Origin of the sequence: Idiomarina sp. 28-8, assembly GCF_000320945.2 — a bacterium.
Lineage (GTDB): Bacteria > Pseudomonadota > Gammaproteobacteria > Enterobacterales > Alteromonadaceae > Idiomarina > Idiomarina loihiensis.
Genome location: NZ_DF266790.1, coordinates 229,489 through 255,544 on the forward strand (window position 1 = coordinate 229,489; position 26,056 = coordinate 255,544).

Sequence of the window (26,056 nt, forward strand, 5' to 3'; positions counted from 1 at the left end):
ACGAGAGAGGTACTGACTGTCAAAGACTATTCTACTTGGTCAGAGTTTAGGTTTGAAGCCTTAGAGCTTGCGATTTATCACCTAAACGCAGTTTTAGTCGTTCCAGCCAGTCAGTGAGTTGGCAATGTTCCAGGGCACTGAGGAGTTCTTGCTGGCGATTGAACCCTGTATCGGCGAGTTGAATAGCGCCCCAAAGTCTTTGGCTGCGAACCCTTAAGTTACGATCAACTGTTTTAATTTGCTGTTTAAGTACCGACTTAGCGTGGTGCCATTCTTTTAGTGTCAACTCCTCAAGCTCGGCCAGTTGCACTTTAATCACGTCTTGTATTGCTTGATAAAGTTTATCAGCATCAAACTCGTGTGACTGTAAAAAGAATAAGATTCCGGGCAGCCGTTGTACCGGAAAATATTGGCTACCGGCGGCATAACCCAGTTGTTGTTCGGTTCGTAAAGCCTGGAATATTGGTTGATGAATTAATTGCTGCAAGAGCATAAAACTGATTTGCTCGGTTGAAGTATCATCTTCGCCCTGAAAATAAAGCAAAACAGCGGTATCTGAGTGTTCAGCAGGAACAATTAACTGCTGCGAACAAAAATCGCGGACGCGCTTAACCGGAAGCCTTTTGTTGGGAACGCTTCGTTGGTCAGGGAGATTATTTTTAATAAGCTGTCCCAGCTCCAGAGCATCGCCTTTTTGCCAGTCGCCGTGAGCTAGTGCATTAACATGCACTGGGGAGAAAAGCTTCGCTACTTCTATTGTAAACTGACGGAATGAGACTTTCTCCAGTTCACAGGCTAAATCGCTAAGCCGAAATAAACCGGATTGCAGCTGCTGGTTCAGTTCAGCAAAAAGCTTGTTCAGTGGCTGACTCTGATGAGCGGAGTGCCAGTTACTTAGCAAGCTTTGTTTTAGATCCTGCCAGCGGCGTCTCGCAAAACGAGTCTTTAAAGCTCGCCGGATAAGATGTTGCATCAAGGGAATTTGTCCGGCAGAAAGCCCGGTTGTATGTATCGTAATACCGTTTTGAGTTGGATAAATATTAAAGTGCAAGCCAGCGACTTCGGCGTCATACAAGTCGTCATTTAATGCATCTATCATAAGCTCAGACCATAATCTGGCGATAGCGAAGTGAAAAGCTGAATTGGTTACCGCAGGCAACCTTAAGGATAAGTAAATATGCCCTTTGGGTACCCGGAAGTCACGATCCTGCAGGTGCCATAACTGTAACTGTGCACTGTCCTCTAATCGTGTTGGCAGAGAGCCACCAGACTCCAGAGGTAAAGGTTTAAACCGGGAGTTGAGAAAACGGTTGGGCTTAGGTAGCTGACAGTTGAAGTCATCAGGTGTTGAGAAAAATGACTGAAACTGCTTTTTGCTAATAGGGCTTAAACCATATTCTGTATGATAAATCGGCGCGACTTCAGTCGTCCGGACATCAGGAGCAATTAAAGTAATACGCGCATTTTCAGCGGTCATCTGTTGCAGGGTTTTCGCTGCATAAGAATAATTTAACCCATCCATACGATAATCACCGTAGAGAGTGTCTTCCGGTTTATAGTGAAAAGCGTTTACGGAGAGCTGGTTAGCCAATTCTCCGACCGGAGTCGGCTCTTGATACAGAAAACTCATTTCTGTGGTAATACGGCGCTCTTTGTAGCGCCAGTCTTCGATCCCGTCCGCTTCTATTTTTCGTATATAGGCAAAAACCCACTGAACAACCTGTTCAACTCTGTGGCGACCAGACTCAGTAAGCTGGATATTAATATTAAAATCTTTGAAGTTACTACCACTAATGCCACCGCCCGCTGAAAGTGAGTTGACCCAACCCTTTGAACGCAACGAACTGAATAAACTTCCCGGACCTTCGTAGCCCAATAAATGCGCAATAAAGCTGGTGGTTTTATGCGGGTAGTCTGCGTCGATACTCGGTAACGGTAATGTCAAAATAAGACGGTAAGCTGCTTTGATGGGCTTAACTTTTATCCATACTCCTTTTTGTTCCTGGCGGTAAAGAGGAGCATTAATAGACGTTTTGCCAGTGCGTTGTTGTTTAATATCCGCAAAGTAACGGTGAGCTAATTGTTCGAGCTCGGCAATAGACTGCGGACCGGCAACGACCAGACGCATTCTTTGTGCTACGTAATGTTCGTTAAAAAAACGCTGCAATTTGCTTTTTAAGGTACCGTGCTCATCGTGTCTGAGTGTATTAAGGTTGCCCACAGAAAACTGACTGAAAGGGTGCTTTGGGTTCGCGGTAACCTTATGAACCTGATACAAGCGTCGGAGTTCATCATTTTGTTTCAGGCGAAACTCCGACTCTATAGAACTTATTTCTTTGTCTATCCAACTCTCCGACAACAACGGTTTTTTCAGCATAGCGGAAAAAAATTCCAGCGCCTGTGGCAGTGCATTAGCATTGCAGTCAAAGTGATAGTTAGTAAATTCCGTGCCGGTCCAGGCGTTGTGCTGGCCACCTTGCAAATTTAAGAAGTGCCCGAAAGCGGAGGGATCAGGAAACGCCTGGCTTCCTAAAAATAACATGTGCTCTAAAAAATGAGCCAACCCCTGAGTATGTTCAGGATCATCGAAATGGCCGGCATTTACCGCGACAGAGGCCGCGGCTTTCTGGCTATCAGGGCAGTGAACCAACAACACCTTAAGTTGGTTCTCTAATGTCAGGTGCTGATAGTCTCGTTTGTCTCCAGAACTTCGGACAACACGGACGACCTCATCGTTAAGTGAAGAGTTCGCCATAATTCTCCTTGATGTAGATTTCGAGGCGAGTTACTGGTCCAGTGCCTGATTAAAGTCTTCTGGTTTATCAAAGTCGCCTTTAAAATCCTGCAAACGCTTGTCATTGAAGGTAAGTACCAGCTCTTTACGGTAATCTTCACCTGAATTGGGATCCATTTTATAAAGGTATACCCAGCGGTCAGAGTCAAAGCTGTTCTGCGCAACAGGGGTTCCCAGCACAAAGACAACTTGCTCTTCAGTCATTCCCACCCGCAACTTGTCGACATCTTCCTGTTCAAGGTAATTTCCTTGTGGGATATCAATACGATATACCATTTCATCGAGAAGAGAACAGCCATTTAAGGTTATAACGGCAACTAGAAAAACTCCAAATCTTGACATGAAATACCTATTAAAATTAATCTCAATTGATTGTATTGGCGTCGATGATAAACAATGACTTACTCGAACGCCAGTATAGAACGAATTTAACTGGCGAGTAATTCCCTCGCATTAGCTTTTGCCATGTCGGTGACTTTGTCGCCACCTAATAAACGCGCCAGTTCGATAACTCTCTGTTCTTTAGATAATGCAACCACCGCAGTTTCAGTTTCGGCTCCATCAGTTGACTTGCTCACTTGCAATTGTTGATGAGCTTTAGCCGCGACTTGTGGTAAATGGGTAACACAAATAACCTGAGAGGTTTTCCCCAAAGCCTGAAGCATAGATCCCACTATTGATGCCGTGGGGCCGCTGACGCCGACATCAACTTCATCAAACATCATGGTAGGAACCGTTTTCTGTGTCGCTGTCATCACCTGTATGGCAAGGCTAATTCGCGAAAGTTCACCCCCGGAAGCGACTTTATTCAGCGCCTGTATGGGTTGTCCCGGGTTGGTTGTTACCAGAAACTCGACCTCATCGGTACCCAGTCGGGTAGCTCGGGCGCTGGCATCATGTTCAACCTGAATAACAAAACGACCATGCGGCATATTCAACTCTTGCATTGAGCTGCTTATTTTTTGACTTAATTCCGCAGCTGCCTGCTCGCGGCTTGTGGAAAGCTTAAGGGCACTCTCACGGTAAACTTTGCGAGCCTGCTGCCGGTCTTCGTCAAGCTTCTCAGCTTGTTCACCGGCTTGTTCCAGATTATCAAGCTCATCCATTAACTTCTTGTGTTGCTGGCTCAGTTCCGAGCCGGGTATCTGGTGCTTCTTCGCTAAATGAATAGCGGCGCTTAAGCGGGCTTCTATAATCTGGAGTTCGCCCGGGTCGAGCTCTAAGTCGTCCTGATACTGGCGTAATTCAAGCGCCGCTTCTTCAATGTGTACTTTCGCCTGTTGCAGTAACTGGTTAATAGGAGAAAGCGCGGTATCCATCTCTTCAGCTTCAGCTAAGCGTTGGCTGGCTGACTGAACCAGGCTGGACGCGTTATTGTGCTCCCCTTCGTAAAGAGCATTTAAAGCAAACACACCGGCTTCGAGTAAAACCTTGCTGTTACTTAAGCGTTTGTGTTTTTGCTCCAGTTCTTCGAATTCACCATCTTCCAGAGCAAACTCATTCAGCTCGTTAACCTGATATTCAAGTAATTGACGCTGGGCTTCCAGTTCTTCTTTTTGTTGCTGATAGCTCTGATATTGCTTCTCAACTGAAGCCCAGTTTTTATAGTCTTGCTGGACTTTGTCTAATAAGTGCTGATGGCGGGCGTAGCTATCGAGTAGCGTTAATTGATGCTCTTCTTTTAACAATAATTGGTGTTCGTGCTGACCATGAATGTTAACTAACAGAGGTGCCAGGGATTTTTGCTGACTGACGGGAACCGGTGTTCCGTTAATCCATGCTTTGGAGCGTCCGTCGCGCTGAATAACCCGACGTAAAACGCAGTCATCATCAGCATCAAACTCATTTTCAGTTAACCACTGATGGGCGGGGCTGGCATCTTCTAAAGCGAAAACAGCTGTAATTTCCGCTTTTTCCTGGCCCGGACGAACCCAGTTAGCATCGGCCCGACTACCCAGGCAAAGGCTCAAGGCATCCAGAGCTATAGATTTACCGGCGCCGGTTTCACCGGTGATAGCGGTCATGCCGTTGTGAAATTCAATGTCTAAAGATTTAACGACTGCAAAGTTGCGAATAGTTAATTGGGATAACATAATCTTCGCTCCAATACTGTTGATATATACAGGTTATACAGTATTTATACAGTAGTTACGTCGAAATGCAAGTATCCCTTTTAAAAAAGTCGACTACCCCAGCCCAGTTTATTGCGTAATACGTGGTAGTAGTTGTGGTCAATCGGATGAATCATACGTAAGGCTTTCGGGTATTTTTTTATAATGACATCGTCGCCCGGGTGAACTGTCATCCTGACATGCCCATCGCAACTGATTTGCAGCAAGTCATTGTCAAAAGCGGCCTTTAATCTGACTTCACTGTTACCGTCGACGACAATTGGGCGACTGCTTAAAGTATGGGGAAACATAGTCACCAGAGTCATTGCGTCCAGGCCGGGATGCAAAATAGGGCCGCCGCCTGATAATGAATAGGCGGTAGAGCCGGTTGGTGTGGCGCAAATTAAACCATCAGAGCGTTGACTAAAAACAAAATGGTCGTTTACATAGAGTTCAAACTCTATCATATGCGCGACTTTGTCTGAGTGCAGAACAATTTCATTAATTGCTCTGCCGGTACCTGATGAGCTGCCTTTGTTAATGACTTCAGCTGAGAGCAGGAAACGTTCCTCTACGTGGTAGTCTCCATTGAGTACCGACAACAAAGGCGTCATAACTTCGTCAGGGTCTAAGTCGGTTAAAAAGCCCAAATTGCCGCGATTGACGCCGATAACACCGATATCATATTCACATAAGGCGCGGGCAGCACCCAGCATGTTGCCATCACCACCGACGACAATAGCAATTTCGGCCCATTCACCTAAGTCCGGCAGGCTCAGCGTCTCAACCTCTTCCGGCAGGTTTAATTGCTCCGCCGTACGTGCCTCCAGACACAGCGCAAAACCACGATGAATTAAAGCCGTGGTAATTGTTTCTAAAGTTAACTGGGTACCGCGATCGTCGGCCTTGCCGAGTAACCCAATCTTTGTAAAAGCGCTCATTAACGGGATCCTTATGCGTTCGTGTGCTTACGCTACGATGAGCAAGAAAATTTATCAAGTAAGAGAAATCCCCTTGAAAGAAAAAAACTTGCCCCCATTAATCCTGCAACCTTAATTTTAAACTGGTTAAAGAGAGTCACTTATGACCGATAAAAACGATTCGAAACAGAAAAATGAAGCGGCTGATGAGCCGACTGTAGAGCAGCAAAAAGCTGAACAGGAAGCCGCACAGGCAGCTGAAGAGGCGTTGCAACAAGACGTAGCAGTTGACGAAGCAGAAACTGCGGGACAGTCATCGGATCAAACGGATCGCATTGCTGAACTGGAATTGGCTTTAAGTAAAGCAGAAGCGAAAGTGAATGATCAACGCGACTCGGTACTACGCACTCAGGCTGAAATGGAAAACGTGCGTCGCCGGGCCAGTCAGGATGTTGAAAAAGCACATAAGTTTGCGCTGGAGAAGTTTGCTAATGAAATACTGACTTCGGTAGATAACCTGGAACGTGCTTTACAGCTGGCTGATAAAGAAGATGAAGCGAACAAAAACTTTGTAGAAGGGATTGAGCTTACCTATAAAAGCTTAACCTCAACGCTGGAAAAATTTGGCGTAAAAGCAATTGGTGCTGAAGGCGAAGCCTTTAATCCGGATCAACACCAGGCCATGTCGATGCAGGAATCTGATGAACATCCGAACAACACCATTATGGCGGTAATGCAAAAAGGCTACGAGCTGAATGGACGCCTGTTGCGTCCGGCAATGGTAATGGTTGCGCGTAATTCGAACTCTGGTGTCGACACAAAAGCGTAACAAAATCGAAAATTATCCCTGTGTTGGGTATTGAAATTCGAACATAGGCACCCCAGATAAGGGGTAACGAAACAAATTACATGAATCAGAAGTTGGAGACGAATCATGGGTAAAACGATTGGTATAGATTTAGGTACAACAAACTCTTGCGTTGCTGTACTGGATGGTGGCAAAGCTCGCGTTATTGAAAACGGCGAAGGCGACCGTACAACTCCGTCAGTAGTTGCATTTACTGACGATGGCGAAATTTTGGTAGGTTCACCGGCAAAACGCCAGGCAGTAACCAACCCAAACAAAACACTGTTTGCTATTAAGCGCCTTATTGGCCGTCGCTTTCAGGACGAAGAAGTACAGCGTGATATAGGCATCATGCCTTATAAAATTGTTAAGGCTGACAATGGTGACGCATGGGTAGAAATTGATGGTGACAAAAAAGCGCCACCACAAATTTCTGCTGAAGTCCTGAAAAAGATGAAAAAGACAGCGGAAGAATTTCTGGGCGAGAAAGTAACGGATGCGGTAATTACTGTACCGGCGTACTTTAACGATGCTCAGCGTCAGGCAACAAAAGACGCCGGTAAAATCGCGGGTCTTAACGTCAAACGTATTATTAACGAGCCGACAGCAGCTGCTTTAGCATACGGTATGGACAAGAAGTCCGGCGACAATGTGATTGCTGTGTATGACTTAGGTGGTGGTACGTTCGATATCTCAATTATTGAAATTGATGAAGTTGAAGGCGAACACACCTTCGAAGTACTGGCGACTAATGGTGATACGCACTTAGGTGGTGAGGACTTTGATAACCGCTTGATTAACTACTTAGTTGAGCAGTTTGAAAAAGATCAGGGCATTGATCTGCGTAAAGATCCGCTGGCGATGCAGCGCTTAAAAGAAGCTGCCGAGAAAGCAAAAATTGAACTGTCATCTGCGCAGCAGACCGAAGTGAACCTGCCTTACATTACGGCAGACAACACCGGTCCTAAGCACATGGCCATTAAAGTGACCCGTGCGAAACTGGAGTCGCTGGTTGAAGACTTGATTAAGAAGTCACTTGAGCCACTGAAACAGGCGCTAGCGGATGCTGATCTGTCTGTCAGTGACATTCAGGACATCATCATGGTGGGTGGTCAGACTCGTATGCCGAAAGTACAGGCTGCTGTAACTGACTTCTTTGGTAAAGAACCACGCCGCGATGTTAACCCTGATGAAGCGGTTGCCGTTGGTGCTGCGGTTCAGGCCGGTGTACTGCAAGGTGACGTTAAAGACGTACTGCTGCTGGACGTATGCCCGCTGTCGCTGGGTATTGAAACCATGGGCGGGGTTATGACGAAACTGATTGAGAAGAACACAACGATTCCTACTAAAGAGTCGCAAACCTTCTCAACGGCTGAAGATAACCAGTCTGCGGTGACTATCCATGTACTGCAGGGCGAGCGTAAACGTTCAGCAGACAACAAGTCGCTGGGTCAGTTTAACCTCGAAGGTATTCGTGCTGCGGCACGCGGTGTACCGCAAATTGAAGTCACTTTCGACATTGACGCGGACGGTATTCTGCACGTATCGGCTAAAGATAAAGATACCGGCAAAGAGCAGAAGATAACCATTAAAGCGTCTTCTGGTCTGGATGAATCCGAAGTCGATAAGATGGTTAAAGATGCAGAAGCGCACGCTGAAGAAGATAAGAAGTTTGAAGAAATGGTGCAGGCACGTAACCAAGCTGATGGTTTGGTTCACGCAACTCGTAATCAACTGAAAGAAGTTGGCGATGCCTTGTCTCAGGAAGACAAAGACGCCATTGAGAAAGCTTGTGAAGAGTTAGAGCAGGCTGCTAAAGATGGCGACAAAGAAGCCATTGATGCGAAATCTCAGGCGTTAATGGAAGCATCACAGAAACTGATGGAAGCGGCTCAGCAGCAACAGGCACAGCAAGGTGCTGAAAGTGCAGCTGGCGGTGAACAACAGTCTTCCAAAGCGGATGATGATGTTGTTGATGCTGAATTTGAAGAAGTCAAAGACGACGATAAGAAGTAAGCATCAAGGCAACTTCGCAAAAGCACACGGGTGTTGCCGAAAGGTAATACCCGTGTATTTGTATCAGGCTGACAAACAGCACAGATAGAAGACGAAGAAATTATGGCGACGCAAGATTTTTATCAGGTTCTGGGCGTATCGAAAGACGCCAATGAACGTGACATTAAAAAAGCCTACAAACGTATGGCGATGAAGTATCACCCGGACAGAACCGAGGGTGATAAAGATATGGAAATTAAGTTTAAAGAGATTAAGCAGGCGTACGAAGTTCTTTCTGATCCTCAGAAACGCCAGATGTATGATCAATATGGGCATGAAGCTTTCGAACAGGCACGCCAGGGCGGAGCTGGCCATGGTGCAGGCGGATTCGGCGGTGGCGGTGCTGATTTTGCTGATATCTTTGGTGATGTCTTCGGTGATATTTTTGGCGGTGGCAGACGTCAGCAAGCTCGCGCGCAACGCGGTGCAGATTTGCGCTACAACCTTGATATGTCGCTGGAAGAAGCGGTTCGCGGTAAAACTGTTGAGCTCGAAATTCCTACCTTAGTGGAATGTCGAGACTGTAACGGCAGTGGCGCGAAGAAAGGCAGTAAGCCGCAAACCTGTGGTCATTGTCATGGTTCAGGTCAGATTCAGATGCGCCAGGGCTTTTTTGCTGTGCAGCAAACCTGTCCTCAATGCCGTGGTACAGGTACGATTATTAAAGATCCTTGCCGCACATGTCATGGGCATGGCCGTAAAGAAGAGACAAAAACCTTGTCGGTTAAGATCCCGGCCGGCGTTGATACCGGCGATCGCATTCGTTTAGCGAATGAAGGTGAGGCCGGTGAGCACGGAGCGCCTGCGGGTGATTTGTATGTTCAGGTTCACGTACGGGAGCATCCTATTTTTGCCCGCGACGGCAATAACTTGTTCTGTGAAGTGCCTGTCAGTTTCACTAAAGCTGCTCTGGGTGGCGACATTGAAGTGCCAACCTTAGATGGCAAAGTAAAACTGAAAGTGCCTAAAGAAACACAAACGGGTAAACATTTCCGGTTACGTGGTAAAGGCGTTAAGTCAGTCCGCACGGGTGAAGTTGGCGACTTAATTTGCAAAGTGGTGATTGAAACCCCGGTAAATCTGTCATCTAAGCAACGTGACATGTTAGAAGAACTCGAGGATTCAATGGGTACCGGCGATGAAGCTGCAAAATTCCGACCCAAAGAAAAAGGTTTTTTCGACGGCGTGAAACAATTCTTTGATGACTTACGTAGCTAGATTGTCTATCACTATATAAGTGCATGATAAAAAAGACCGGAGGCAGTCAATGAATTGGAAGACCGTGACGTTAAGCGCCTGCATGTTGGCGGTATTAGCCAGTTGTGCTAAATCTCCGACGGGCCGCTCGCAGTTGCAACTTTATTCAAATAGCGAGTTGAATAAAATGGGGGCTGCCTCCTACGAAGAAATGCGCGAAGAGCAAAAAATTAATGATGATGCTGAGGTCAATGCTTATGTGCGTTGTATCAGCAATGCATTAGTTGAAAACTTGCCGGGAAACTATAGTGATATGGACTGGCAAGTGACTGTTTTTGCAGAGCCTACTGTTAATGCTTTTGCTCTACCTGGTGGTTATATTGGCGTATACGACGGCTTGATAGAAGTTGCCGAAAATCAACATCAGCTTGCTGCGGTTATCGGGCATGAAATTGGCCACGTGATTGCGGAACACAGTAACGAGCGCATTTCCAGTAATATGATGGTAGGGCTTGGTTTGCAGCTTGGTGGTATCCTTGCCAGTACTCAGTTGGACAATGATAAAGCCGGTTTATTGATGGCCGCGTTAGGTGTAGGAGCCCAGGTTGGTATTCTGCTACCTTATTCACGCACCCATGAATCAGAGTCGGATGAACTGGGTATGGAATATATGGCCGACGCTGGCTTCAAGCTGGAAGAGGCACCTGAGCTTTGGCGCAATATGCAATCGGCTTCAGACGGTGAATCGCCGCCTGAGCTGTTGTCGACTCACCCGAATCCAAAAACTCGTATTAAAGATCTTGAAGCGCTGATCCCTTCGTTGCAAGAGCGTTATTCTGCGGCTCGTGCCGCCGGAAAAACACCAGCCTGTCAACGGCCTGCTTCGGTCGGCAGTTCAGACAAATAAAGTAACAGAGGGAATGATCCTGTTCCCTCTGCCTTTCAAAAGGTTATAACCTAGTTCAATTTATTCTTTTTGCCCTTATCCTTAAAGTTTTACCCTAGCTCCCATTTTTATAAAGCGGCTGGGGAATTATGTTTAAAGCGTGGTTTGCAATTCCATTTTGGCAACGTGTTTTAGGTGCCTTTGTATTAGGCATGCTCATAGGTGGACTGGCTCCTGAAGTTGGAGTTGCGCTTAAGCCTCTTGGCGATTTATTTATAAAAGCCATTAAAATGCTGGTCGCGCCGCTTATTTTCTGTGCCATTGTCAGTGCCATTACGGATTTGAATGATGGAAAAAAATTAGGCCGCTTGGGTGCTAAAACCATAGGTTTATTTATGCTGACCGCGGTGATTGCCAGTGCTATTGGCTTAACTCTGGCCAGTTTAATTGACATGAGCCCTGCAGCTACGTTGACCGCAACGGAGCAAAACGAAAAGCAAATTCCCGGTATAGCCCAGGTTTTCCTCAATTTTGTGCCGAGTAATCCTTTTGCTGCTTTAACCGAAGGTAATGTGCTGCAAATCGTTGTTTTTGCTGCTTTGGTTGGTATTGCTATTCAACGCTTAAAAGACAAGGGCGAGCCTTTGCGCAAGACGATAAAATCAGGCGCCGAAGTCATGTATGAAATTACCCGCATGGTGTTGCAGTTAACGCCTGTTGGTGTGCTTGGTTTAATGTCCTGGGTTATTGGTGAATACGGTTTTAGTACCTTACTGCCCCTGGCGAAGTTTGTTGGTGTTATTTATTTGGCTTGTCTTATCCATATTGTGGTGGTTTACGGCGGTTTAATTCGCACTGCTGGCGGTATGAGCCCCTGGCAGTTTTTCAAAGCGATATTTGACGCACAGATAGTCGCCTTTACCACGTGCAGTTCGTTTGGCTCATTACCGGCAGCGCACCGGGCTGTCACCGAACGTTTGGGGGTTTCGAAGGATTACGCCAGCTTCGTTTTGCCTTTAGGCGCCACCATTAATATGGACGGTTGCGGTGGTATTTATCCGGCTGTTGCTTCTATTTTTATTGCGCAGCTCTACGGAATACCGTTAGAGTGGATGGATTATGGTTTGATCATGCTAACAGCAACGCTGGCTTCGGTGGGAACTGCGGGCGTACCGGGTACTGCTCTGGTAATGTTAACTGTTACCCTTAATGTTATTGGGTTGCCTTTAGAAGGCATTGCGTTTATCGCTGCTATTGACCGCATCATTGATATGGCCCGAACCCTGACTAATGTGACCGGCGATATGATGGTTTCTAGAGTTGTTGCGCGTAGTGAAAACCTGTTGCAGGATCAAACTCATTTAGCGACGGAGTCAAAATAATGATCAATGTGGGCGTATTCGGAGCCTCAGGCAGAATGGGACAAGCGGTTATTAAGGCTTTGGCGGACGATAACGAAGCTAAGCTGGGTGCAGCCATTGTCAGAAAAAGCAGTAACAGTTACGGCGACAGTGCGACAGAGAACGAGCCCGTTCATTTTATTAGCGCCGACGAATTGCAGCCCGAGCAGGTTGATGTCCTTATTGATTTTTCTTTGCCTGAAGCACTCACTGAAAACCTGAAGCTTGCTGAACAATATCAATTACCTATTGTTGTTTGCACTACGGGGTTAAACGAAGAACAGAAAGAACGGCTGGCACAGGCAGCCGAGACTGTACCGGTATTGTATGCTAGTAATACCAGCATCGGCATCGCTTTGCTGGAACAGCTGGTTGGTATAAGCAGTGCAGCATTACCTAATGCCGACATTGAAATTTTTGAGGCGCATCACCGACACAAAAAAGACGGCCCGTCGGGAACCGCACTGAGTTTGGGACAGGCTGCAGCGAAAGGCCGACAGCAAAGCTGGGATCAGGTTAACGATGGTATTCGCGCTGATGGACTGCGCAGCGAAGAGGGTATAGGTTTTTCTGTAATGCGGGCAGCGGATATTATCGGTGAACATCAGGTTACGCTGGCGGTCGCGGGTGAACGAATTGAGATTGGACATCGTGTCAGCAATCGAAAAACTTTTGCCGACGGAGCCTTACGTGCCGCCAAATGGCTTGAAGAACAAGCGCCCGGTTTTTATAGCCTGCAGGACACCTTAAATTTGCAGGACATACTGCAACGCATGCTCAAGCAATAAATACTGCTGGACGATTTTCGTAATATTTCGTAGAATGGCGAGAATTTGCCTGAATCAGTCCGAAGGCTGGCGTGATTTGGCAAAACGCGCGGTTCAGGACGCAAGACGGGGAAGTCAAATTATTGATTTACCCGTTTTTTTATGTACGGAGGTTGCCCTTGAGTATTCTAGCGAGTCAATCCGCTAAACGAGCGATTCTGGTGCTTGCTGACGGGACCGTGTTTCGCGGAACCGCTATCGGAGCCGAAGGCTCTGCAGTCGGCGAAGTGGTCTTCAACACGGCCATGACAGGTTACCAGGAAATTCTTACTGACCCATCTTATACAGAACAAATCGTTACTCTCACTTATCCCCATATAGGCAATACCGGTATTAACTCTGAAGACGCAGAGTCTGATCAGGTTTGGGCGAAAGGACTTATCATTAGAGATTTGGCAATGAAAGCCAGCAATTTCCGTAGTGAGGAAACGCTAAGCGCTTACTTGCAACGTCACAATGTGGTGGGCATTGCAGATATTGATACGCGTCGTTTAACTCGCATTCTGCGCGAGAAAGGTGCGCAAAATGGCTGCATTATGGTTGGCGAGCTGGATGAAAATAAAGCGCAGGAACTGGCTCAGAAGTTTCCGGGCTTAAAAGGAATGGACCTTGCGAAAGAAGTTTGCTGCGATAAGCCTTACGACTGGCAGGGCGGCAGCTGGCAGCTTGGCGAAGGCCACACCAAACCAGAGCAGAATAAATACCATGTAGTCGCTTACGACTATGGTTGTAAACACAACATTCTGCGTTTGCTGGCAGACCGAAACTGTAAGATTACAGTCGTACCGGCTCAAACGTCGGCCGAGGATGTACTGGCATTAAAACCCGATGGGGTTTTCCTATCGAATGGTCCGGGCGACCCTGAGCCTTGCGATTACGCGATCACAGCAATCAAAGCCTTATTGGATAAAGACATTCCAATTTTTGGTATTTGCCTTGGTCATCAATTATTGGCTATTGCCAGTGGCGCGCACTCCATGAAAATGAAGTTTGGTCATCACGGCGCTAACCACCCGGTACAAGATTTAAAAACGAAACGGGTGATGATTACCAGTCAGAACCATGGCTTTGCCGTTGATGAAAAGCAGCTGCCGGATAACCTGGAAGTGACTCACGTGTCTTTGTTCGATGGCACATTGCAGGGTATTCGCCGCAAAGATAAGCCGGCCTTTAGTTTTCAGGGGCACCCTGAAGCAAGCCCTGGGCCGCACGATGCCAGTGAACTGTTTGACCAATTTATTGAATTGATGCAGGCCAAAGCCTGATTCGTCGAATGATATTCGATGCCGTCATCCGTAGCGAAAGGACAGATAGAGCGACTTTATGCCAAAACGTACCGACATTAAAAGCATTCTGATTCTGGGTGCAGGCCCTATTGTTATCGGCCAGGCCTGTGAGTTTGATTACTCCGGCGCTCAAGCGTGCAAAGCGCTGCGCGAGGAAGGTTACCGAGTCATTTTGGTAAATTCTAACCCTGCTACCATTATGACTGACCCGGAAATGGCCGATGCAACTTATATCGAGCCAATTCACTGGGAAGTAGTAGAGAAAATTATTGAGCGTGAGCGTCCGGATGCGGTGTTACCGACCATGGGTGGCCAAACCGCGTTGAACTGTGCGCTGGATTTAGACCGCCACGGTGTGCTGGAACGCTACAAGGTTGAAATGATTGGCGCTAATGCCGATGCGATTGATAAAGCGGAAAACCGTGATCGCTTCGACAAAGCGATGAAAGCGATTGGACTTGAGACACCAAATGCTGAAATGGCTCATAGTCTTGATGAAGCCTTTGATGTGCTTAGCCGACTGGGTTTCCCTTGCATTATCCGACCATCCTTCACTATGGGCGGCAGTGGCGGCGGTATTGCCTATAACCGCGAAGAGTTTGAAGAAATTTGCCGCCGGGGTCTGGACTTGTCGCCAACCAATGAGTTGTTAATTGACGAGTCGCTACTGGGCTGGAAAGAGTACGAAATGGAAGTTGTGCGCGATAAAAGCGATAACTGCATCATTGTTTGTACTATTGAAAACTTTGACCCTATGGGTATTCACACCGGTGACTCAATTACGGTTGCGCCTGCCCAGACGTTGACAGACAAAGAATTCCAGCTAATGCGTGATGCGGCCATGGCCGTTCTGCGCGAAATTGGTGTGGAAACTGGTGGTTCAAACGTACAGTTCGGTGTTAATCCGGACACCGGGCGTATGGTCATTATCGAGATGAACCCACGGGTCTCGCGTTCATCTGCTTTGGCATCAAAAGCTACAGGCTTCCCAATTGCTAAGGTTGCAGCGAAACTGGCCGTTGGATACACGCTTGATGAACTTGAGAACGAAATAACCGGCGGCAAAACGCCCGCGTCTTTCGAGCCTGCATTAGATTACGTGGTCACAAAAATACCGCGCTTTAACTTTGAAAAATTTGCTAACTGTAATGACCGGCTGACCACACAAATGAAGTCGGTTGGTGAGGTGATGGCTATTGGCCGTAACTTCCAGGAGTCAATGCAAAAAGCATTGCGTGGTCTGGAGCTTGGAGCCTCAGGTTTTGACCCTATTGTGGACTTAGAAGCTAAAGATGCCCGTTCAAAAGTTATCCGTGAATTAAAAGAACCGGGTGCAGAGCGTATTTGGTATATCGCCGACGCTTTCCGCTTAGGTATGACGGTACGCGAAGTCTTTGAACTAACGCGTATAGATGAGTGGTATCTGATTCAAATTGAAGAGCTTGTCGACCTTGAAAAAGAGGTTGATGAACTTGGTTTAGCCGGGCTCACCGCAGACGTGATGACGGTGCTGAAACGTCGTGGTTTTGCTGACTCCCGTATAGCCGATGTTCTGCATGTGAGTGAAGCAGAAGTTCGTAAAAAGCGTTATAAGTATAAAATTCATCCCGTTTACAAACGTGTTGATACCTGTGCGGCTGAATTCGCCTCTGGCACAGCTTATATGTATTCAAGCTACGATGAAGAATGCGAAGCAGCGCCGACGGACAATGACAAAATTATGGTTATTGGTGGCGGACCAAACCGTATAGGGCAGGGCATTGAGTTCGATTATTGCTGTGTGCATGCCTCGCTGGCGCTGCGTGAAGACGGTTATGAAACCATTATGGTGAACTGTAATCCGGAAACCGTATCCACCGATTATGACACTTCAGATCGTCTATACTTTGAGTCTATTACTCTCGAAGATGTCCTTGAAATTGTCCGTATTGAAAAGCCTAAAGGGGTTATTGTTCAATACGGTGGTCAGACTCCGTTGAAGCTGGCGCGTGAGCTTGAGGCTAATGGCGTGCCGATTATCGGTACGTCGCCTGACGCTATTGACAGAGCTGAAGATCGCTCAAGATTTCAGACTGCAGTGCGTCGTTTAGGGCTGAAGCAGCCCGAGAACTCAACAGTCACAGGCTTTAACGAAGCATTAACTGAAGCAAAACGTATCGGCTATCCTTTAGTCGTGCGCCCATCTTATGTGTTGGGTGGCCGTGCGATGGAAATCGTTTATGACGAAGCCGACCTGCAACGTTATTTGACTGACGCGGTCAAAGTGTCAAACGACGCACCGGTACTGCTGGATCGTTTTCTTGATAACGCGATAGAAGTGGACGTTGATGCCATCTGCGATGGTACCGACGTGCTAATTGGCGGCATTATGCAGCATATAGAGGAAGCCGGTGTTCACTCAGGTGACTCTGCGTGTTCATTACCTCCGTACTCATTGAGTGACATTATTCAGGCTCAATTACGTGAACAAATGCGTAAGCTAGCCTTTGAATTGAATGTGAATGGCTTGATGAATGCGCAGTTTGCGGTTAAAGACGATGAAATTTATCTGATTGAGGTAAACCCAAGAGCTGCTCGAACCGTACCTTTTGTTTCTAAAGCAACAGGTGTGCCGTTAGCCAAAGTGGCAGCGCGGGTAATGGTTGGCCAGTCACTGCAAGAGCAGGGCTATGTAAAAGAAATTATTCCACCGTATTACTCGGTGAAAGAAGTGGTTATTCCTTTTGCAAAATTTCAGGGCGTGGATCCGATTCGCGGACCTGAAATGCGTTCAACCGGTGAAGTTATGGGTGTGGGTGAAAGCTTTGAAGAAGCTTATGCGAAAGCCAACCTGGGTGCCGGCGAAGCGTTGGCCAAAAAAGGTAAAGCACTCATTTCTGTAAAAGACAGTGACAAGCAACGCTTGATGGACTTAGCCCGCGGCTTATTGGCATTAGGCTTTAGTTTAGAAGCAACGCGCGGTACAGCCAAAATGCTTGGCGAAGAAGGTATTGACTGCAGTATTGTAAATAAACTGCAAGAAGGCCGTCCAAATATTGTTGATGCGATTAAAAACGGCGAATATTGCTATATTATAAATACAGTAGAAGGCCGTCAGGCGATTGAAGACTCGGTCTATATTCGCCGCGAAGCACTATTGAATAAAGTTATTTACACCACAACATTGAATGCTGCGTTTGCGACAGTAAAAGCAAATACAGCGGATGATCGGGCTCGGGTGAGCTCGGTACAAGAATTACATAAAAGGGTATCGTTAATATGAACCAGATTCCAATGACGGAACATGGCGCGCAATTATTACGTGATGAGCTTAAACGTTTAAAAACGGTAGAGCGTCCGCGCATTGTTGAAGCTATTGCTGATGCTCGCGAGCATGGTGATTTAAAAGAAAATGCGGAATATCATGCAGCGCGTGAACAGCAAGGTTTTTGCGAAGGCCGTATTCAGGAAATTGAATCCAAGCTTTCCAACGCACAGATTATTGATGTAACTAAGGTACCAAATAACGGCAAAGTTATTTTTGGCTCCACAGTCACCGTTTACAACACGAAAACGGACGAAGAAGTTACTTATAAAATAGTTGGCGATGATGAAGCGGATATTAAATCAAACTTAATTTCTGTGAATTCACCCATTGCGCGTGCGCTTATTGGTAAAGAAATTGATGATATTGCGACAGTAACGACACCTAACGGTGAAGTTGAATACGAGGTTGTTGCAGTACAATATAAGTAATATCAAAAATGAGTGTATAAAAGGCTGGAAACGTAAGTTTACCAGCCTTTTTCTTTTTATTAGCTTTTCAAATACATTCCTGTTTGTTTTTTATACTATCTATTGTATAGTTTGCTCTTATCTTTTTTCTAACATTAAATTTACAAGAGAAGATGACAATGGACAAGGAACAGTCACTATCATTTAACACTTTTCAGCATACACCCCTTGATGAACTTAGCGTCACGGAGTGCTTCGAACGTTTAAAGCTCATTTCACAAAAGGCAACTTATAAAGATGTTTCTGTGTGGTTAGGCCGCAACGCCAACGATTATGCCAACTGGAAACGTAGTAACAAATTACCTTTTGCCGAAATTATTCGGAAACTACTGCAAGAAAGAATTTCTCTTAACTGGTTTTTTGCTCCGGGTTATACCTTGCACGAACCCAGCTACGCTTATACTCAGGGCGATTACGTTAAGAGCAGCGTGGTAGAGGAAGAACGCAAACGGCGAATTGAGTTTTTAAAAGCGCACAAAAAGATAGAGCCGCTATTGAAAGCCTACGGGCTGCAAGATGATGAACAATGTATGACTTTGATGCTGGATGCGTATTTTTCCACTACAGATAAGTGGATGGAGAAATCGCAGGCATTAGAGTTAGTCGCAAAAGCATTAGCTCTTAAGCCTGCGATTCAAAGAATTACCCGCGAGGAAGACGAATCTTAGGTTCTTCTGCAGCACGGTATATCACTTGTGTTTTACCGATAATTTGCACTTCAGCGGCACCGGTTTCATGTACAATGGTTGCCATAATTTGCTTTCTGAGCTCGCGATCTTCTTCCGGAACTTTTATTTTAATCAGTTCATGGTGGTCAAGTGCTTGCTCAATTTCTGCAAGAACACCTTCAGTAAGGCCGTTAGCCCCAAGTAGTACGACGGGTTTAAGCGGATGTGCTAAACCTTTTAAATGCTGTTTTTGCTTATTACTTAATGACATTCGATAATATCCGTTTTAGAGCTTGATTTTTTAACATTGTAACGCCAGATCAGGTATTCAGGCCAGACAATTAAGGAAACTTCGTTAAATCATGGGAAAAAAACGCAGTGTGAGTAGTCAGCGCTGGCTGAAAGAACATTTTGACGATCAGTTTGTCCAAAAAGCACAGAAGAAGGGATTACGCTCCCGCGCTGTTTTTAAATTGGAAGAAATACAAAAACGGGACAAACTGATCAAAAAAGGTCAAACCGTCGTTGATTTAGGAGCAGCCCCAGGTGGGTGGTCACAGTACGTGGCCGACTACTTTAACGGCGACGGTCAAATCATTGCTTGTGATATTTTAGCGATGGACCCAATCGCCGGAGTCGATTTTCTTCAGGGAGATTTTCGTGAAGAATCGGTACTGGAGGCTTTATTAGAGCGTATTGGTGGTAAAAATGTGGATGTGGTGCTGTCTGACATGGCACCTAATATGAGCGGTAATGGCACGGTAGACCAGGCGCGTTCTATGTACTTGGTTGAGCTGGCGCTGGACATGTGCCATCAGGTTTTGAAACCAGGTGGAAGTTTTGCCGTCAAAGTGTTTCAGGGGCAAGGTTTTGAATCTTTCCTGAAAGATGTACGAGCAGCGTTTAATGATGTGAAAACGAGAAAACCAGAGTCCTCAAGAGCACGTTCGAGAGAGGTCTACTTGGTAGCGACAGACTATAAACTGTAGTACCCTGTTGGGTAGTTGATTTTTAATAGAGGTAATAGGCTTTGAGCGATATGGCAAAGAATCTCATCTTGTGGCTTGTGATAGCTGTCGTACTGATGAGCGTTTTTCAGAGCTTCAGTCCGAGCGGAACGTCATCATCAACCATGGTATACAGCGAATTTGTATCTCAGGTTAATAATGGCAACATTCGTCGTGCTGAATTTGGTGATGATGGACGCACTATTTCAGGTATGACTCGCAATGGTCAATCTTATAAAACCGTTGTACCAACTCAATATGATCCAAAAATTCTGGATGATTTGTTGGCAAACGATGTAGAAACACAAGGTACTCCGCCAGAAGAGCAGAGTATTCTGGCATCTATCTTTATTTCGTGGTTCCCGATGCTACTGTTAATCGGTGTATGGATATTCTTCATGCGTCAGATGCAGGGCGGTGGCGGCCGTGGGGCTATGTCGTTTGGTAAAAGCAAAGCCAAGCTAATGAATGAAGAGCAATCAAAAACAACCTTCAAAGACGTAGCCGGTTGTGATGAGGCCAAAGAAGAAGTCTCAGAGCTTGTGGATTATCTGAAAGACCCTTCTAAGTTTCAGCGTCTGGGTGGCAAAATACCGAAAGGCGTTCTTATGGTCGGCCCTCCGGGTACGGGTAAAACCCTGCTGGCAAAAGCTATTTCGGGCGAAGCAAAAGTACCGTTCTTCAGCATTTCCGGTTCAGACTTCGTTGAGATGTTTGTTGGTGTCGGTGCTTCCCGTGTTCGTGACATGTTTGAACAAGCGAAAAAATCTGCGCCATGCATTATCTTTATTGATGAGCTTGATGCCGTGGGTCGCCAACGTGGTGCCGGACTCGGTGGTGGCCACGATGAACGTGAGCAGACATTGAACCAAATGCTGGTTGAAATGGATGGCTTTGAAGGTAATGAAGGCATTATCGTTATTGCCGCTACTAACCGTCCAGATGTCTTAGATCCTGCATTATTGCGTCCCGGCCGCTTTGACCGTCAGGTTATCGTTGGTTTACCGGATGTTCGTGGTCGTGAGCAGATTCTTAAAGTGCACATGCGTAAAGTACCATTGGGTGATGACGTTAAACCGTCAGTGATTGCTCGTGGTACACCCGGCTTTTCTGGTGCGGACTTAGCGAACTTAGTTAACGAAGCTGCGCTATTTGCTGCCCGGGGCGACAAGCGCGTCGTTTCAATGGAAGAATTTGATAAAGCAAAAGACAAGATCATGATGGGTGCAGAGCGCCGCTCAATGGTTATGACGGATGATGAAAAAGCGATGACCGCTTACCACGAAGCCGGCCACGCCATTGTTGGTCGCCTTGTGCCAGAACATGATCCAGTCTACAAAGTATCGATTATTCCACGAGGCCGCGCACTGGGTGTGACCATGTATCTGCCAGAGCAGGATCGTGTCAGCCACAGTAAACAGCATCTTGAAAGTATGATTTCAAGCTTATTCGGTGGACGTCTCGCAGAAGCCATTATTTATGGTAACGATAAAGTGACCACCGGCGCCTCTAACGACATTGAACGTGCAACTGAAATTGCTCGTAAAATGGTTACCCAGTGGGGACTGTCGGAGAAAATGGGGCCGTTGCTGTACGCCGAAGATGAAAATGAAGTATTCCTCGGTCGCTCGGTAACCCAGCACAAGCACATGTCAGATGACACTGCGCGCGCTATTGATGAAGAAGTGAAGTCAGTTATCGACCGTAATTATCAGCGAGCGAAAAAGCTGCTGGAAGAAAACGAAGATATTTTGCATTCAATGAAGGACGCATTAGTTCGCTATGAAACTATTGATGCCGACCAAATTGATGACTTGATGAACCGTCGCGATGTTCGTCAGCCAAAAGACTGGGATGACAGAGACAGTGGTGGTAACGATTCTGACGGTGGGGCTGCTAAGGCAGAGAACACCGAAGAACGTCCGGACCGCCCCATTAATGTTGATAAACCCGGGGATGCAACTTCTTAACGTTGATTCTTTTAAAAAGCCACCGCGAGGTGGCTTTTTTGTAGGACACAGTTATTAGCGGAGCTAAGCCATGCCGAAAAATCCAAAGCCGTTGCGAGTTATGGGAATTGTTAATGTCACTCCGGACTCATTTTCAGACGGGGGTGAGTACAACCGCCTAAATGATGCAATAGACCACATTGCACAGCTGATCAAAGACGGCGCTGACATTGTGGACATTGGTGGGGAGTCAACCCGCCCTGGTGCTTATTCGGTTGCTGAACAGGAAGAGTTGGACAGAGTTGTTCCTTTGGTAAAGGCGGTAAGAGACCGTTTTGATGTTGCTATTTCGGTGGACACAACCAAACCCAAAGTCATGACAGAGTCGATAGAAGTTGGCGCCAATATAATTAATGATGTGAATGCCTTGCGTGAGAAAGGTGCTCTGGAAGCGCTGGCAGCGACAAACGCAGAAGTGTGTCTGATGCACATGCAGGGTGAGCCACGAAGTATGCAGCACAACCCTAATTATGATGATGTTGTTTGCGACGTTAAGACTTTTTTGCAAGAGCGTGTTATAGCGTGTGAAAAAGCGGGTATCGAACGCGAGAGGATTTGGTTGGATCCTGGTTTTGGTTTTGGCAAGTCGCAGCGACATAACTACCAGTTATTGCAACGTTTGCAGGCGTTTCACGAATTGCAGTTGCCGTTATTGGTGGGAATGTCGCGAAAAAGCATGATAGGTCATGTTACTGGACGTGAAGTAAAAGATCGCTTAGCAGGCAGTTTAGCGGCTGCAACCATTGCAGCAATGAAAGGAGCACGTATAATTCGCGTTCATGATGTTAAGGAGACAGTTGATGCGATGAAAGTGGTTGCAGCAACTATAGAAGGAGAACACCTTTGAGTGAGCGTAAATATTTCGGCACTGATGGCGTGCGCGGACGTGTCGGGCAATTCCCGATAACCCCTGAATTTGCCGTAAAGCTTGGCTGGGCCGCTGGGCGTGTACTAGCCGCTAAGGGTACCAGTCGCGTATTAGTGGGCAAAGACACCCGGGTTTCTGGTTATATGCTTGAGTCAGCACTGGAGGCTGGTTTAGCCGCTGCTGGTGTTGGCGTGGACTTCTTAGGTCCTATGCCCACTCCCGGAATTGCTTATCTTACACGCACATTCAGAGCTGCTGCCGGAATCGTGATTAGCGCCTCTCATAACCCATATTATGATAATGGTATTAAGTTTTTTGCTGATAACGGACACAAGCTTCCTGACGCGGTTGAGCTGGAAATTGAACGTTTGTTAGACGAGCCTATGGACTGCGTTATTTCCGAAGAGTTAGGGCGGGCAAAACGCATTAATGATGCCGCAGGACGTTATATTGAGTTTTGTAAAAGCGTATTCCCCAACGAAATGACGCTGGAAGGGCTTCACATCGTGGTTGACTGCGCCCATGGCGCTACTTACCACATTGCGCCTAATGTGCTTCGGGAACTTGGTGCTGAAGTGACCGAAATAGGCACGCAGCCCAATGGACTGAATATTAATAAAGAGTGTGGTGCAACGCACTTAACGGCATTGCAGAATAAAGTGCTGGAAACCAAAGCCGACCTTGGCATAGCGCTTGACGGTGATGGCGATCGTATCATGATGGTGACTGAAAACGGACGCCCCATTGATGGCGACGAAATTCTTTATATGCTCGCTGTTACTGCGCAGAATCAGGGACAGCTTCAGGGCGGGGTTGTTGGTACTTTGATGACCAACTTTGCTTTGGAGAAGGAGCTGGATAAACGGCGTATTCCATTCGTTCGGGCGAAAGTCGGCGACCGCTATGTTATTGAGGAACTGGTTAAGCGTGACTGGTATCTGGGGGGAGAGAACTCCGGCCATGTTATAAACCGTCAGCATCACACTACTGGGGACGGCATTATAGCTGGCCTGCAGGTGTTGGCAGCTATGTATCAGGAACAAAAGTCTCTGGAGAAACTGAGCTGCGACTTTCATAAGCTGCCGCAAGTACTTATTAATGTCCGCTTTGAGAGCGATAAACAGCCGCTGGAATCAGAAAATGTGAAAAGCGTTGTTCGTGAAGTTGAGAGCGCTTTAGCAGGCACTGGTCGGGTCTTATTACGTAAGTCTGGCACTGAACCTTTAATTCGCGTAATGGTCGAGGGTGAGAACGAAGCTAAGGTAAAAGCCTTTGCTCAGCAAATTGCGAACGAGGTCGAAGCGGCTACAAATTAAACAGTTAGCGGATAGTGGTGAAAATCTCGCTTGTAAGTTGGCGAGTGTTTCGCTACTATTCCCGCGCTCTGGAGTAGAGGACAAACTATGCCTAATGCATCACTAGTGATTGCAAATTGGAAAATGAACGGAAATCGCGAGCTAACGAAAACAATGTCGGCGGCTTTGCGGGAAAAACTTAATCAGCTTCAGCAAGTTAAGTTAGTCATTTGTCCTCCGTTCACCCTTATTGGCGAGCTGGCTAATCAATGTTATTACGATGACATTGCCATTGGTGCTCAGAATGTATCTGAACACACTGGTGGTGCCTTTACCGGCGAAATCTCAACCGCACAGCTACAAGAGTTTGGTGTTAGCTATGTGTTAGTGGGACATTCAGAACGTCGGCAGCTGTTCGCAGAAACCGACAAAATGGTGAATGAGAAAGCCTTGGCTACGGTTAATGCCGGTATGACAGCGGTGATTTGTGTTGGTGAGAATAAAGCACAACGCGATGAGGGAAACACCTGGGAAGTTGTAGCACAGCAAGCGCAAGCGGCTTTAGCTGATCTTCCTAAGGAGCAAGCCGGTAAAATTGTTTTGGCCTATGAGCCTGTTTGGGCAATTGGTACTGGAGAAACGGCTTCACCAGAACAAGCACAGGACGTTCATGCAAAATTAAGAGCGTTACTGGTAGAGCAATTTGGCGCGATTGGTGAGAAAATGCCGTTATTGTACGGCGGCTCAGTTAAAGCTGACAACGCTGCCGAATTATTTGCGCAAAAAGACATTGATGGCGGCCTGATAGGTGGCGCAAGTCTGAAAGAATCAGATTTTGTTGCTATTTGCCAAGCTGCTCAAGGGTAAAATTATGTACGAAATTTTGATGATCGCATTTCTCGTTGTCGCTTTGGTCTTAATTGGCTTTATTATGCTGCAACAAGGCAAAGGCGCAGACATGGGCGCATCTTTTGGCTCAGGCGCATCGAACACTGTTTTTGGTTCATCAGGTTCAGGTAACTTCCTGACCCGGGCAACAGCCGGGTTAGCGGTAGTGTTTTTCATTCTGAGCCTGGTATTGGGTAACTTATCGACCTCTACTGATGAGTCGTCAAATGACTTCTCAGACCTTTCAGTTCCGGCTGAAGAGCAAGAGTTACCTCCAGCGGATGATAAGTCAGAGTCTGAATCTGACGTGCCGCCAATTGACTAAGATTTTGCAGAAGTGGTGGAATTGGTAGACACGCTACCTTGAGGGGGTAGTGCTCTTACGGGCGTGCGGGTTCAAGTCCCGCCTTCTGCACCAAAATTAGCTCTCTGATTGTTGCCTCAGAGGTTGAAAATAAACGAAAAATACGTATAATGTGCAACAAGTTTCGGACGCGGGGTGGAGCAGTCTGGTAGCTCGTCGGGCTCATAACCCGAAGGTCGTAGGTTCAAATCCTGCCCCCGCAACCAATTTTAGTAGCAGCGTTTCGCATTAAGGCGTCGCTTTTGCTAAAATAACTGACAAAGGGTCCAGTGTTCAGAAAGCCCCGCAGCAGCTCGGGGCTTTTTGCTATGCGGCCTTAGCTATCTTAGGATAGCCAGAACACTGGGCGCTTGCGCCCTTTTTTTGTTTCAGGAGGCAGTAATTGGCAAATTTGCAAGAACGGTTAACCGATATAATTCGCCCAGCGGTAGAAGCGCTGGAGTTTGAATTGTGGGGCGTAGAGTTTATTCGCGCCGGTAAGTTTTCAACATTACGGGTATATATCGATCATCCGGAAGGTATCAGTGTGGATAACTGTGCAGAAGTGAGTTATCAGGTCAGTTCACTGCTGGATGTTGAAGACCCTATTAATGTTGAATACAACCTGGAAGTGTCCTCTCCGGGAATGGAAAGACCGTTTTTTAATGCCGAACAAATGCAGCCTTATATAAATGAAACCGTTGCTTTTGAGTTAGTAGCGGCGCAAAAAAACAAAAGAAAATTTAAGGCAGAATTGATTGCGGTTGAGGGTGAAGAACTGACCCTTGCCGTTGATAACGATACTCTTCAGGTGAATATGCGTGATGTGAAAAACGCTCACCTGGTTCCGGCATTTGATTAAAAGATTGCGTTGGCGAGGC

General features: G+C 46.6%; 22 protein-coding genes and 2 tRNA genes. 19 read left to right on the forward strand and 5 right to left on the reverse strand.

The genetic code is table 11. The features are described from left to right. Positions 1-46: 46 nt before the first annotated feature. From RJ32_RS05830 to nadK, 4 genes are all read right to left on the reverse strand, one after another. Positions 47-2,755, reverse strand: coding sequence for an insulinase family protein (locus tag RJ32_RS05830; RefSeq protein WP_034820098.1), 2,709 nt, complete (start codon positions 2,753-2,755; stop codon positions 47-49). Positions 2,756-2,785: 30 nt separating this feature from the next. Beyond that, entirely contained in the window at positions 2,786-3,136 is a 351-nt protein-coding gene (locus tag RJ32_RS05835) for an outer membrane protein assembly factor BamE (protein WP_034820100.1), read from the reverse strand. Positions 3,137-3,222: 86 nt separating this feature from the next. Next, the gene (gene recN / locus RJ32_RS05840) at positions 3,223-4,887 is read right to left on the reverse strand and encodes a DNA repair protein RecN (RefSeq protein ID WP_034820102.1); all 1,665 of its coding nucleotides are present in this window, start codon (positions 4,885-4,887) and stop codon (positions 3,223-3,225) included. Positions 4,888-4,967: 80 nt separating this feature from the next. Further along, positions 4,968-5,846 carry an NAD(+) kinase gene (gene nadK / locus RJ32_RS05845; protein ID WP_034820105.1) on the reverse strand — a complete coding sequence of 293 codons (879 nt, stop codon included), beginning with the start codon at positions 5,844-5,846 and terminating at the stop codon, positions 4,968-4,970. A gap of 142 nt (positions 5,847-5,988) precedes the next feature. Here nadK and grpE point away from each other — a divergent pair, with 142 nt between their 5' ends. The 10 genes from grpE to RJ32_RS05895 all read left to right on the forward strand — a co-directional run bounded on the left by grpE (position 5,989) and on the right by RJ32_RS05895 (position 18,765). Then, positions 5,989-6,654, forward strand: a complete 666-nt coding sequence (gene grpE / locus RJ32_RS05850) for a nucleotide exchange factor GrpE (protein ID WP_034820107.1) — start codon at positions 5,989-5,991, stop codon at positions 6,652-6,654. 105 nt (positions 6,655-6,759) lie between these two features. Then, a complete protein-coding gene (gene dnaK, locus RJ32_RS05855) occupies positions 6,760-8,688 on the forward strand; it encodes a molecular chaperone DnaK (protein WP_034820110.1) in 1,929 nt (642 codons plus the stop codon). Positions 8,689-8,790: 102 nt separating this feature from the next. Beyond that, positions 8,791-9,945 carry a molecular chaperone DnaJ gene (dnaJ, locus tag RJ32_RS05860; protein WP_034820113.1) on the forward strand — a complete coding sequence of 385 codons (1,155 nt, stop codon included), beginning with the start codon at positions 8,791-8,793 and terminating at the stop codon, positions 9,943-9,945. A 49-nt stretch (positions 9,946-9,994) separates the two neighbouring features. Next, the gene (locus RJ32_RS05865; protein ID WP_034820116.1) at positions 9,995-10,831 is read left to right on the forward strand and encodes a M48 family metallopeptidase; all 837 of its coding nucleotides are present in this window, start codon (positions 9,995-9,997) and stop codon (positions 10,829-10,831) included. Positions 10,832-10,959: 128 nt separating this feature from the next. Beyond that, entirely contained in the window at positions 10,960-12,192 is a 1,233-nt protein-coding gene (locus tag RJ32_RS05870; protein WP_034820119.1) for a dicarboxylate/amino acid:cation symporter, read from the forward strand. Then, complete coding sequence (gene dapB, locus RJ32_RS05875) at positions 12,192-12,998, forward strand: 4-hydroxy-tetrahydrodipicolinate reductase (RefSeq protein WP_034820122.1); 807 nt, start codon at positions 12,192-12,194, stop codon at positions 12,996-12,998. The genes RJ32_RS05870 and dapB overlap by 1 nt, the downstream gene beginning before the upstream one ends. Positions 12,999-13,156: 158 nt before the next feature. After that, positions 13,157-14,302 carry a glutamine-hydrolyzing carbamoyl-phosphate synthase small subunit gene (gene carA / locus RJ32_RS05880; protein ID WP_034820125.1) on the forward strand — a complete coding sequence of 382 codons (1,146 nt, stop codon included), beginning with the start codon at positions 13,157-13,159 and terminating at the stop codon, positions 14,300-14,302. 58 nt (positions 14,303-14,360) lie between these two features. Further along, the gene (gene carB, locus RJ32_RS05885; protein ID WP_034820138.1) at positions 14,361-17,585 is read left to right on the forward strand and encodes a carbamoyl-phosphate synthase large subunit; all 3,225 of its coding nucleotides are present in this window, start codon (positions 14,361-14,363) and stop codon (positions 17,583-17,585) included. Continuing rightward, positions 17,582-18,058 (forward strand): transcription elongation factor GreA, encoded by a 477-nt coding sequence (gene greA, locus RJ32_RS05890; RefSeq protein ID WP_011234230.1) that lies wholly within the window; start codon positions 17,582-17,584, stop codon positions 18,056-18,058. The genes carB and greA overlap by 4 nt, the downstream gene beginning before the upstream one ends. A gap of 158 nt (positions 18,059-18,216) precedes the next feature. After that, positions 18,217-18,765, forward strand: a complete 549-nt coding sequence (locus tag RJ32_RS05895) for a hypothetical protein (protein ID WP_011234229.1) — start codon at positions 18,217-18,219, stop codon at positions 18,763-18,765. On the opposite strand, the gene yhbY is transcribed toward RJ32_RS05895, so the two are convergent. Beyond that, positions 18,740-19,036, reverse strand: a complete 297-nt coding sequence (gene yhbY, locus RJ32_RS05900) for a ribosome assembly RNA-binding protein YhbY (RefSeq protein ID WP_011234228.1) — start codon at positions 19,034-19,036, stop codon at positions 18,740-18,742. The two genes, RJ32_RS05895 and yhbY, sit on opposite strands and share 26 nt — an antisense overlap. Before the next feature lie 91 nt (positions 19,037-19,127). On the opposite strand from yhbY, the gene rlmE reads away from it, so the two are divergent. From rlmE to rimP, 9 genes are all read left to right on the forward strand, one after another. Next, on the forward strand, positions 19,128-19,754 hold the full coding sequence (rlmE, locus tag RJ32_RS05905) for a 23S rRNA (uridine(2552)-2'-O)-methyltransferase RlmE (protein ID WP_011234227.1): 627 nt from the start codon (positions 19,128-19,130) through the stop codon (positions 19,752-19,754). Positions 19,755-19,795: 41 nt separating this feature from the next. Then, positions 19,796-21,742, forward strand: coding sequence for an ATP-dependent zinc metalloprotease FtsH (gene ftsH, locus RJ32_RS05910; protein ID WP_011234226.1), 1,947 nt, complete (start codon positions 19,796-19,798; stop codon positions 21,740-21,742). Between the two features lie 70 nt (positions 21,743-21,812). Further along, entirely contained in the window at positions 21,813-22,628 is an 816-nt protein-coding gene (gene folP / locus RJ32_RS05915) for a dihydropteroate synthase (protein WP_034820142.1), read from the forward strand. Then, positions 22,625-23,965, forward strand: coding sequence for a phosphoglucosamine mutase (gene glmM / locus RJ32_RS05920; RefSeq protein WP_011234224.1), 1,341 nt, complete (start codon positions 22,625-22,627; stop codon positions 23,963-23,965). Before folP ends, glmM begins: the two co-directional genes overlap by 4 nt. An 87-nt stretch (positions 23,966-24,052) precedes the next feature. After that, entirely contained in the window at positions 24,053-24,811 is a 759-nt protein-coding gene (tpiA, locus tag RJ32_RS05925; protein ID WP_011234223.1) for a triose-phosphate isomerase, read from the forward strand. 4 nt (positions 24,812-24,815) lie between these two features. Next, a complete protein-coding gene (gene secG, locus RJ32_RS05930) occupies positions 24,816-25,157 on the forward strand; it encodes a preprotein translocase subunit SecG (RefSeq protein ID WP_034820144.1) in 342 nt (113 codons plus the stop codon). 6 nt (positions 25,158-25,163) lie between these two features. Beyond that, positions 25,164-25,250, forward strand: a tRNA-Leu gene (locus tag RJ32_RS05935). Positions 25,251-25,325: 75 nt separating this feature from the next. Then, positions 25,326-25,402, forward strand: a tRNA-Met gene (locus tag RJ32_RS05940). Positions 25,403-25,578: 176 nt separating this feature from the next. Continuing rightward, positions 25,579-26,037 carry a ribosome maturation factor RimP gene (rimP, locus tag RJ32_RS05945; RefSeq protein WP_034820147.1) on the forward strand — a complete coding sequence of 153 codons (459 nt, stop codon included), beginning with the start codon at positions 25,579-25,581 and terminating at the stop codon, positions 26,035-26,037. Positions 26,038-26,056: the final 19 nt, after the last annotated feature.

Coding starts and splice junctions, on each gene's coding strand:
- RJ32_RS05830 (WP_034820098.1), bottom strand. CDS start 2,755: ATGGCGAACTCTTCACTTAACGATGAGGTCGTCCGTGTTGTCCGAAGT.
- RJ32_RS05835 (WP_034820100.1), bottom strand. CDS start 3,136: ATGTCAAGATTTGGAGTTTTTCTAGTTGCCGTTATAACCTTAAATGGC.
- recN (WP_034820102.1), bottom strand. CDS start 4,887: ATGTTATCCCAATTAACTATTCGCAACTTTGCAGTCGTTAAATCTTTA.
- nadK (WP_034820105.1), bottom strand. CDS start 5,846: ATGAGCGCTTTTACAAAGATTGGGTTACTCGGCAAGGCCGACGATCGC.
- grpE (WP_034820107.1), top strand. CDS start 5,989: ATGACCGATAAAAACGATTCGAAACAGAAAAATGAAGCGGCTGATGAG.
- dnaK (WP_034820110.1), top strand. CDS start 6,760: ATGGGTAAAACGATTGGTATAGATTTAGGTACAACAAACTCTTGCGTT.
- dnaJ (WP_034820113.1), top strand. CDS start 8,791: ATGGCGACGCAAGATTTTTATCAGGTTCTGGGCGTATCGAAAGACGCC.
- RJ32_RS05865 (WP_034820116.1), top strand. CDS start 9,995: ATGAATTGGAAGACCGTGACGTTAAGCGCCTGCATGTTGGCGGTATTA.
- RJ32_RS05870 (WP_034820119.1), top strand. CDS start 10,960: ATGTTTAAAGCGTGGTTTGCAATTCCATTTTGGCAACGTGTTTTAGGT.
- dapB (WP_034820122.1), top strand. CDS start 12,192: ATGATCAATGTGGGCGTATTCGGAGCCTCAGGCAGAATGGGACAAGCG.
- carB (WP_034820138.1), top strand. CDS start 14,361: ATGCCAAAACGTACCGACATTAAAAGCATTCTGATTCTGGGTGCAGGC.
- greA (WP_011234230.1), top strand. CDS start 17,582: ATGAACCAGATTCCAATGACGGAACATGGCGCGCAATTATTACGTGAT.
- RJ32_RS05895 (WP_011234229.1), top strand. CDS start 18,217: ATGGACAAGGAACAGTCACTATCATTTAACACTTTTCAGCATACACCC.
- yhbY (WP_011234228.1), bottom strand. CDS start 19,036: ATGTCATTAAGTAATAAGCAAAAACAGCATTTAAAAGGTTTAGCACAT.
- rlmE (WP_011234227.1), top strand. CDS start 19,128: ATGGGAAAAAAACGCAGTGTGAGTAGTCAGCGCTGGCTGAAAGAACAT.
- folP (WP_034820142.1), top strand. CDS start 21,813: ATGCCGAAAAATCCAAAGCCGTTGCGAGTTATGGGAATTGTTAATGTC.
- tpiA (WP_011234223.1), top strand. CDS start 24,053: ATGCCTAATGCATCACTAGTGATTGCAAATTGGAAAATGAACGGAAAT.
- secG (WP_034820144.1), top strand. CDS start 24,816: ATGTACGAAATTTTGATGATCGCATTTCTCGTTGTCGCTTTGGTCTTA.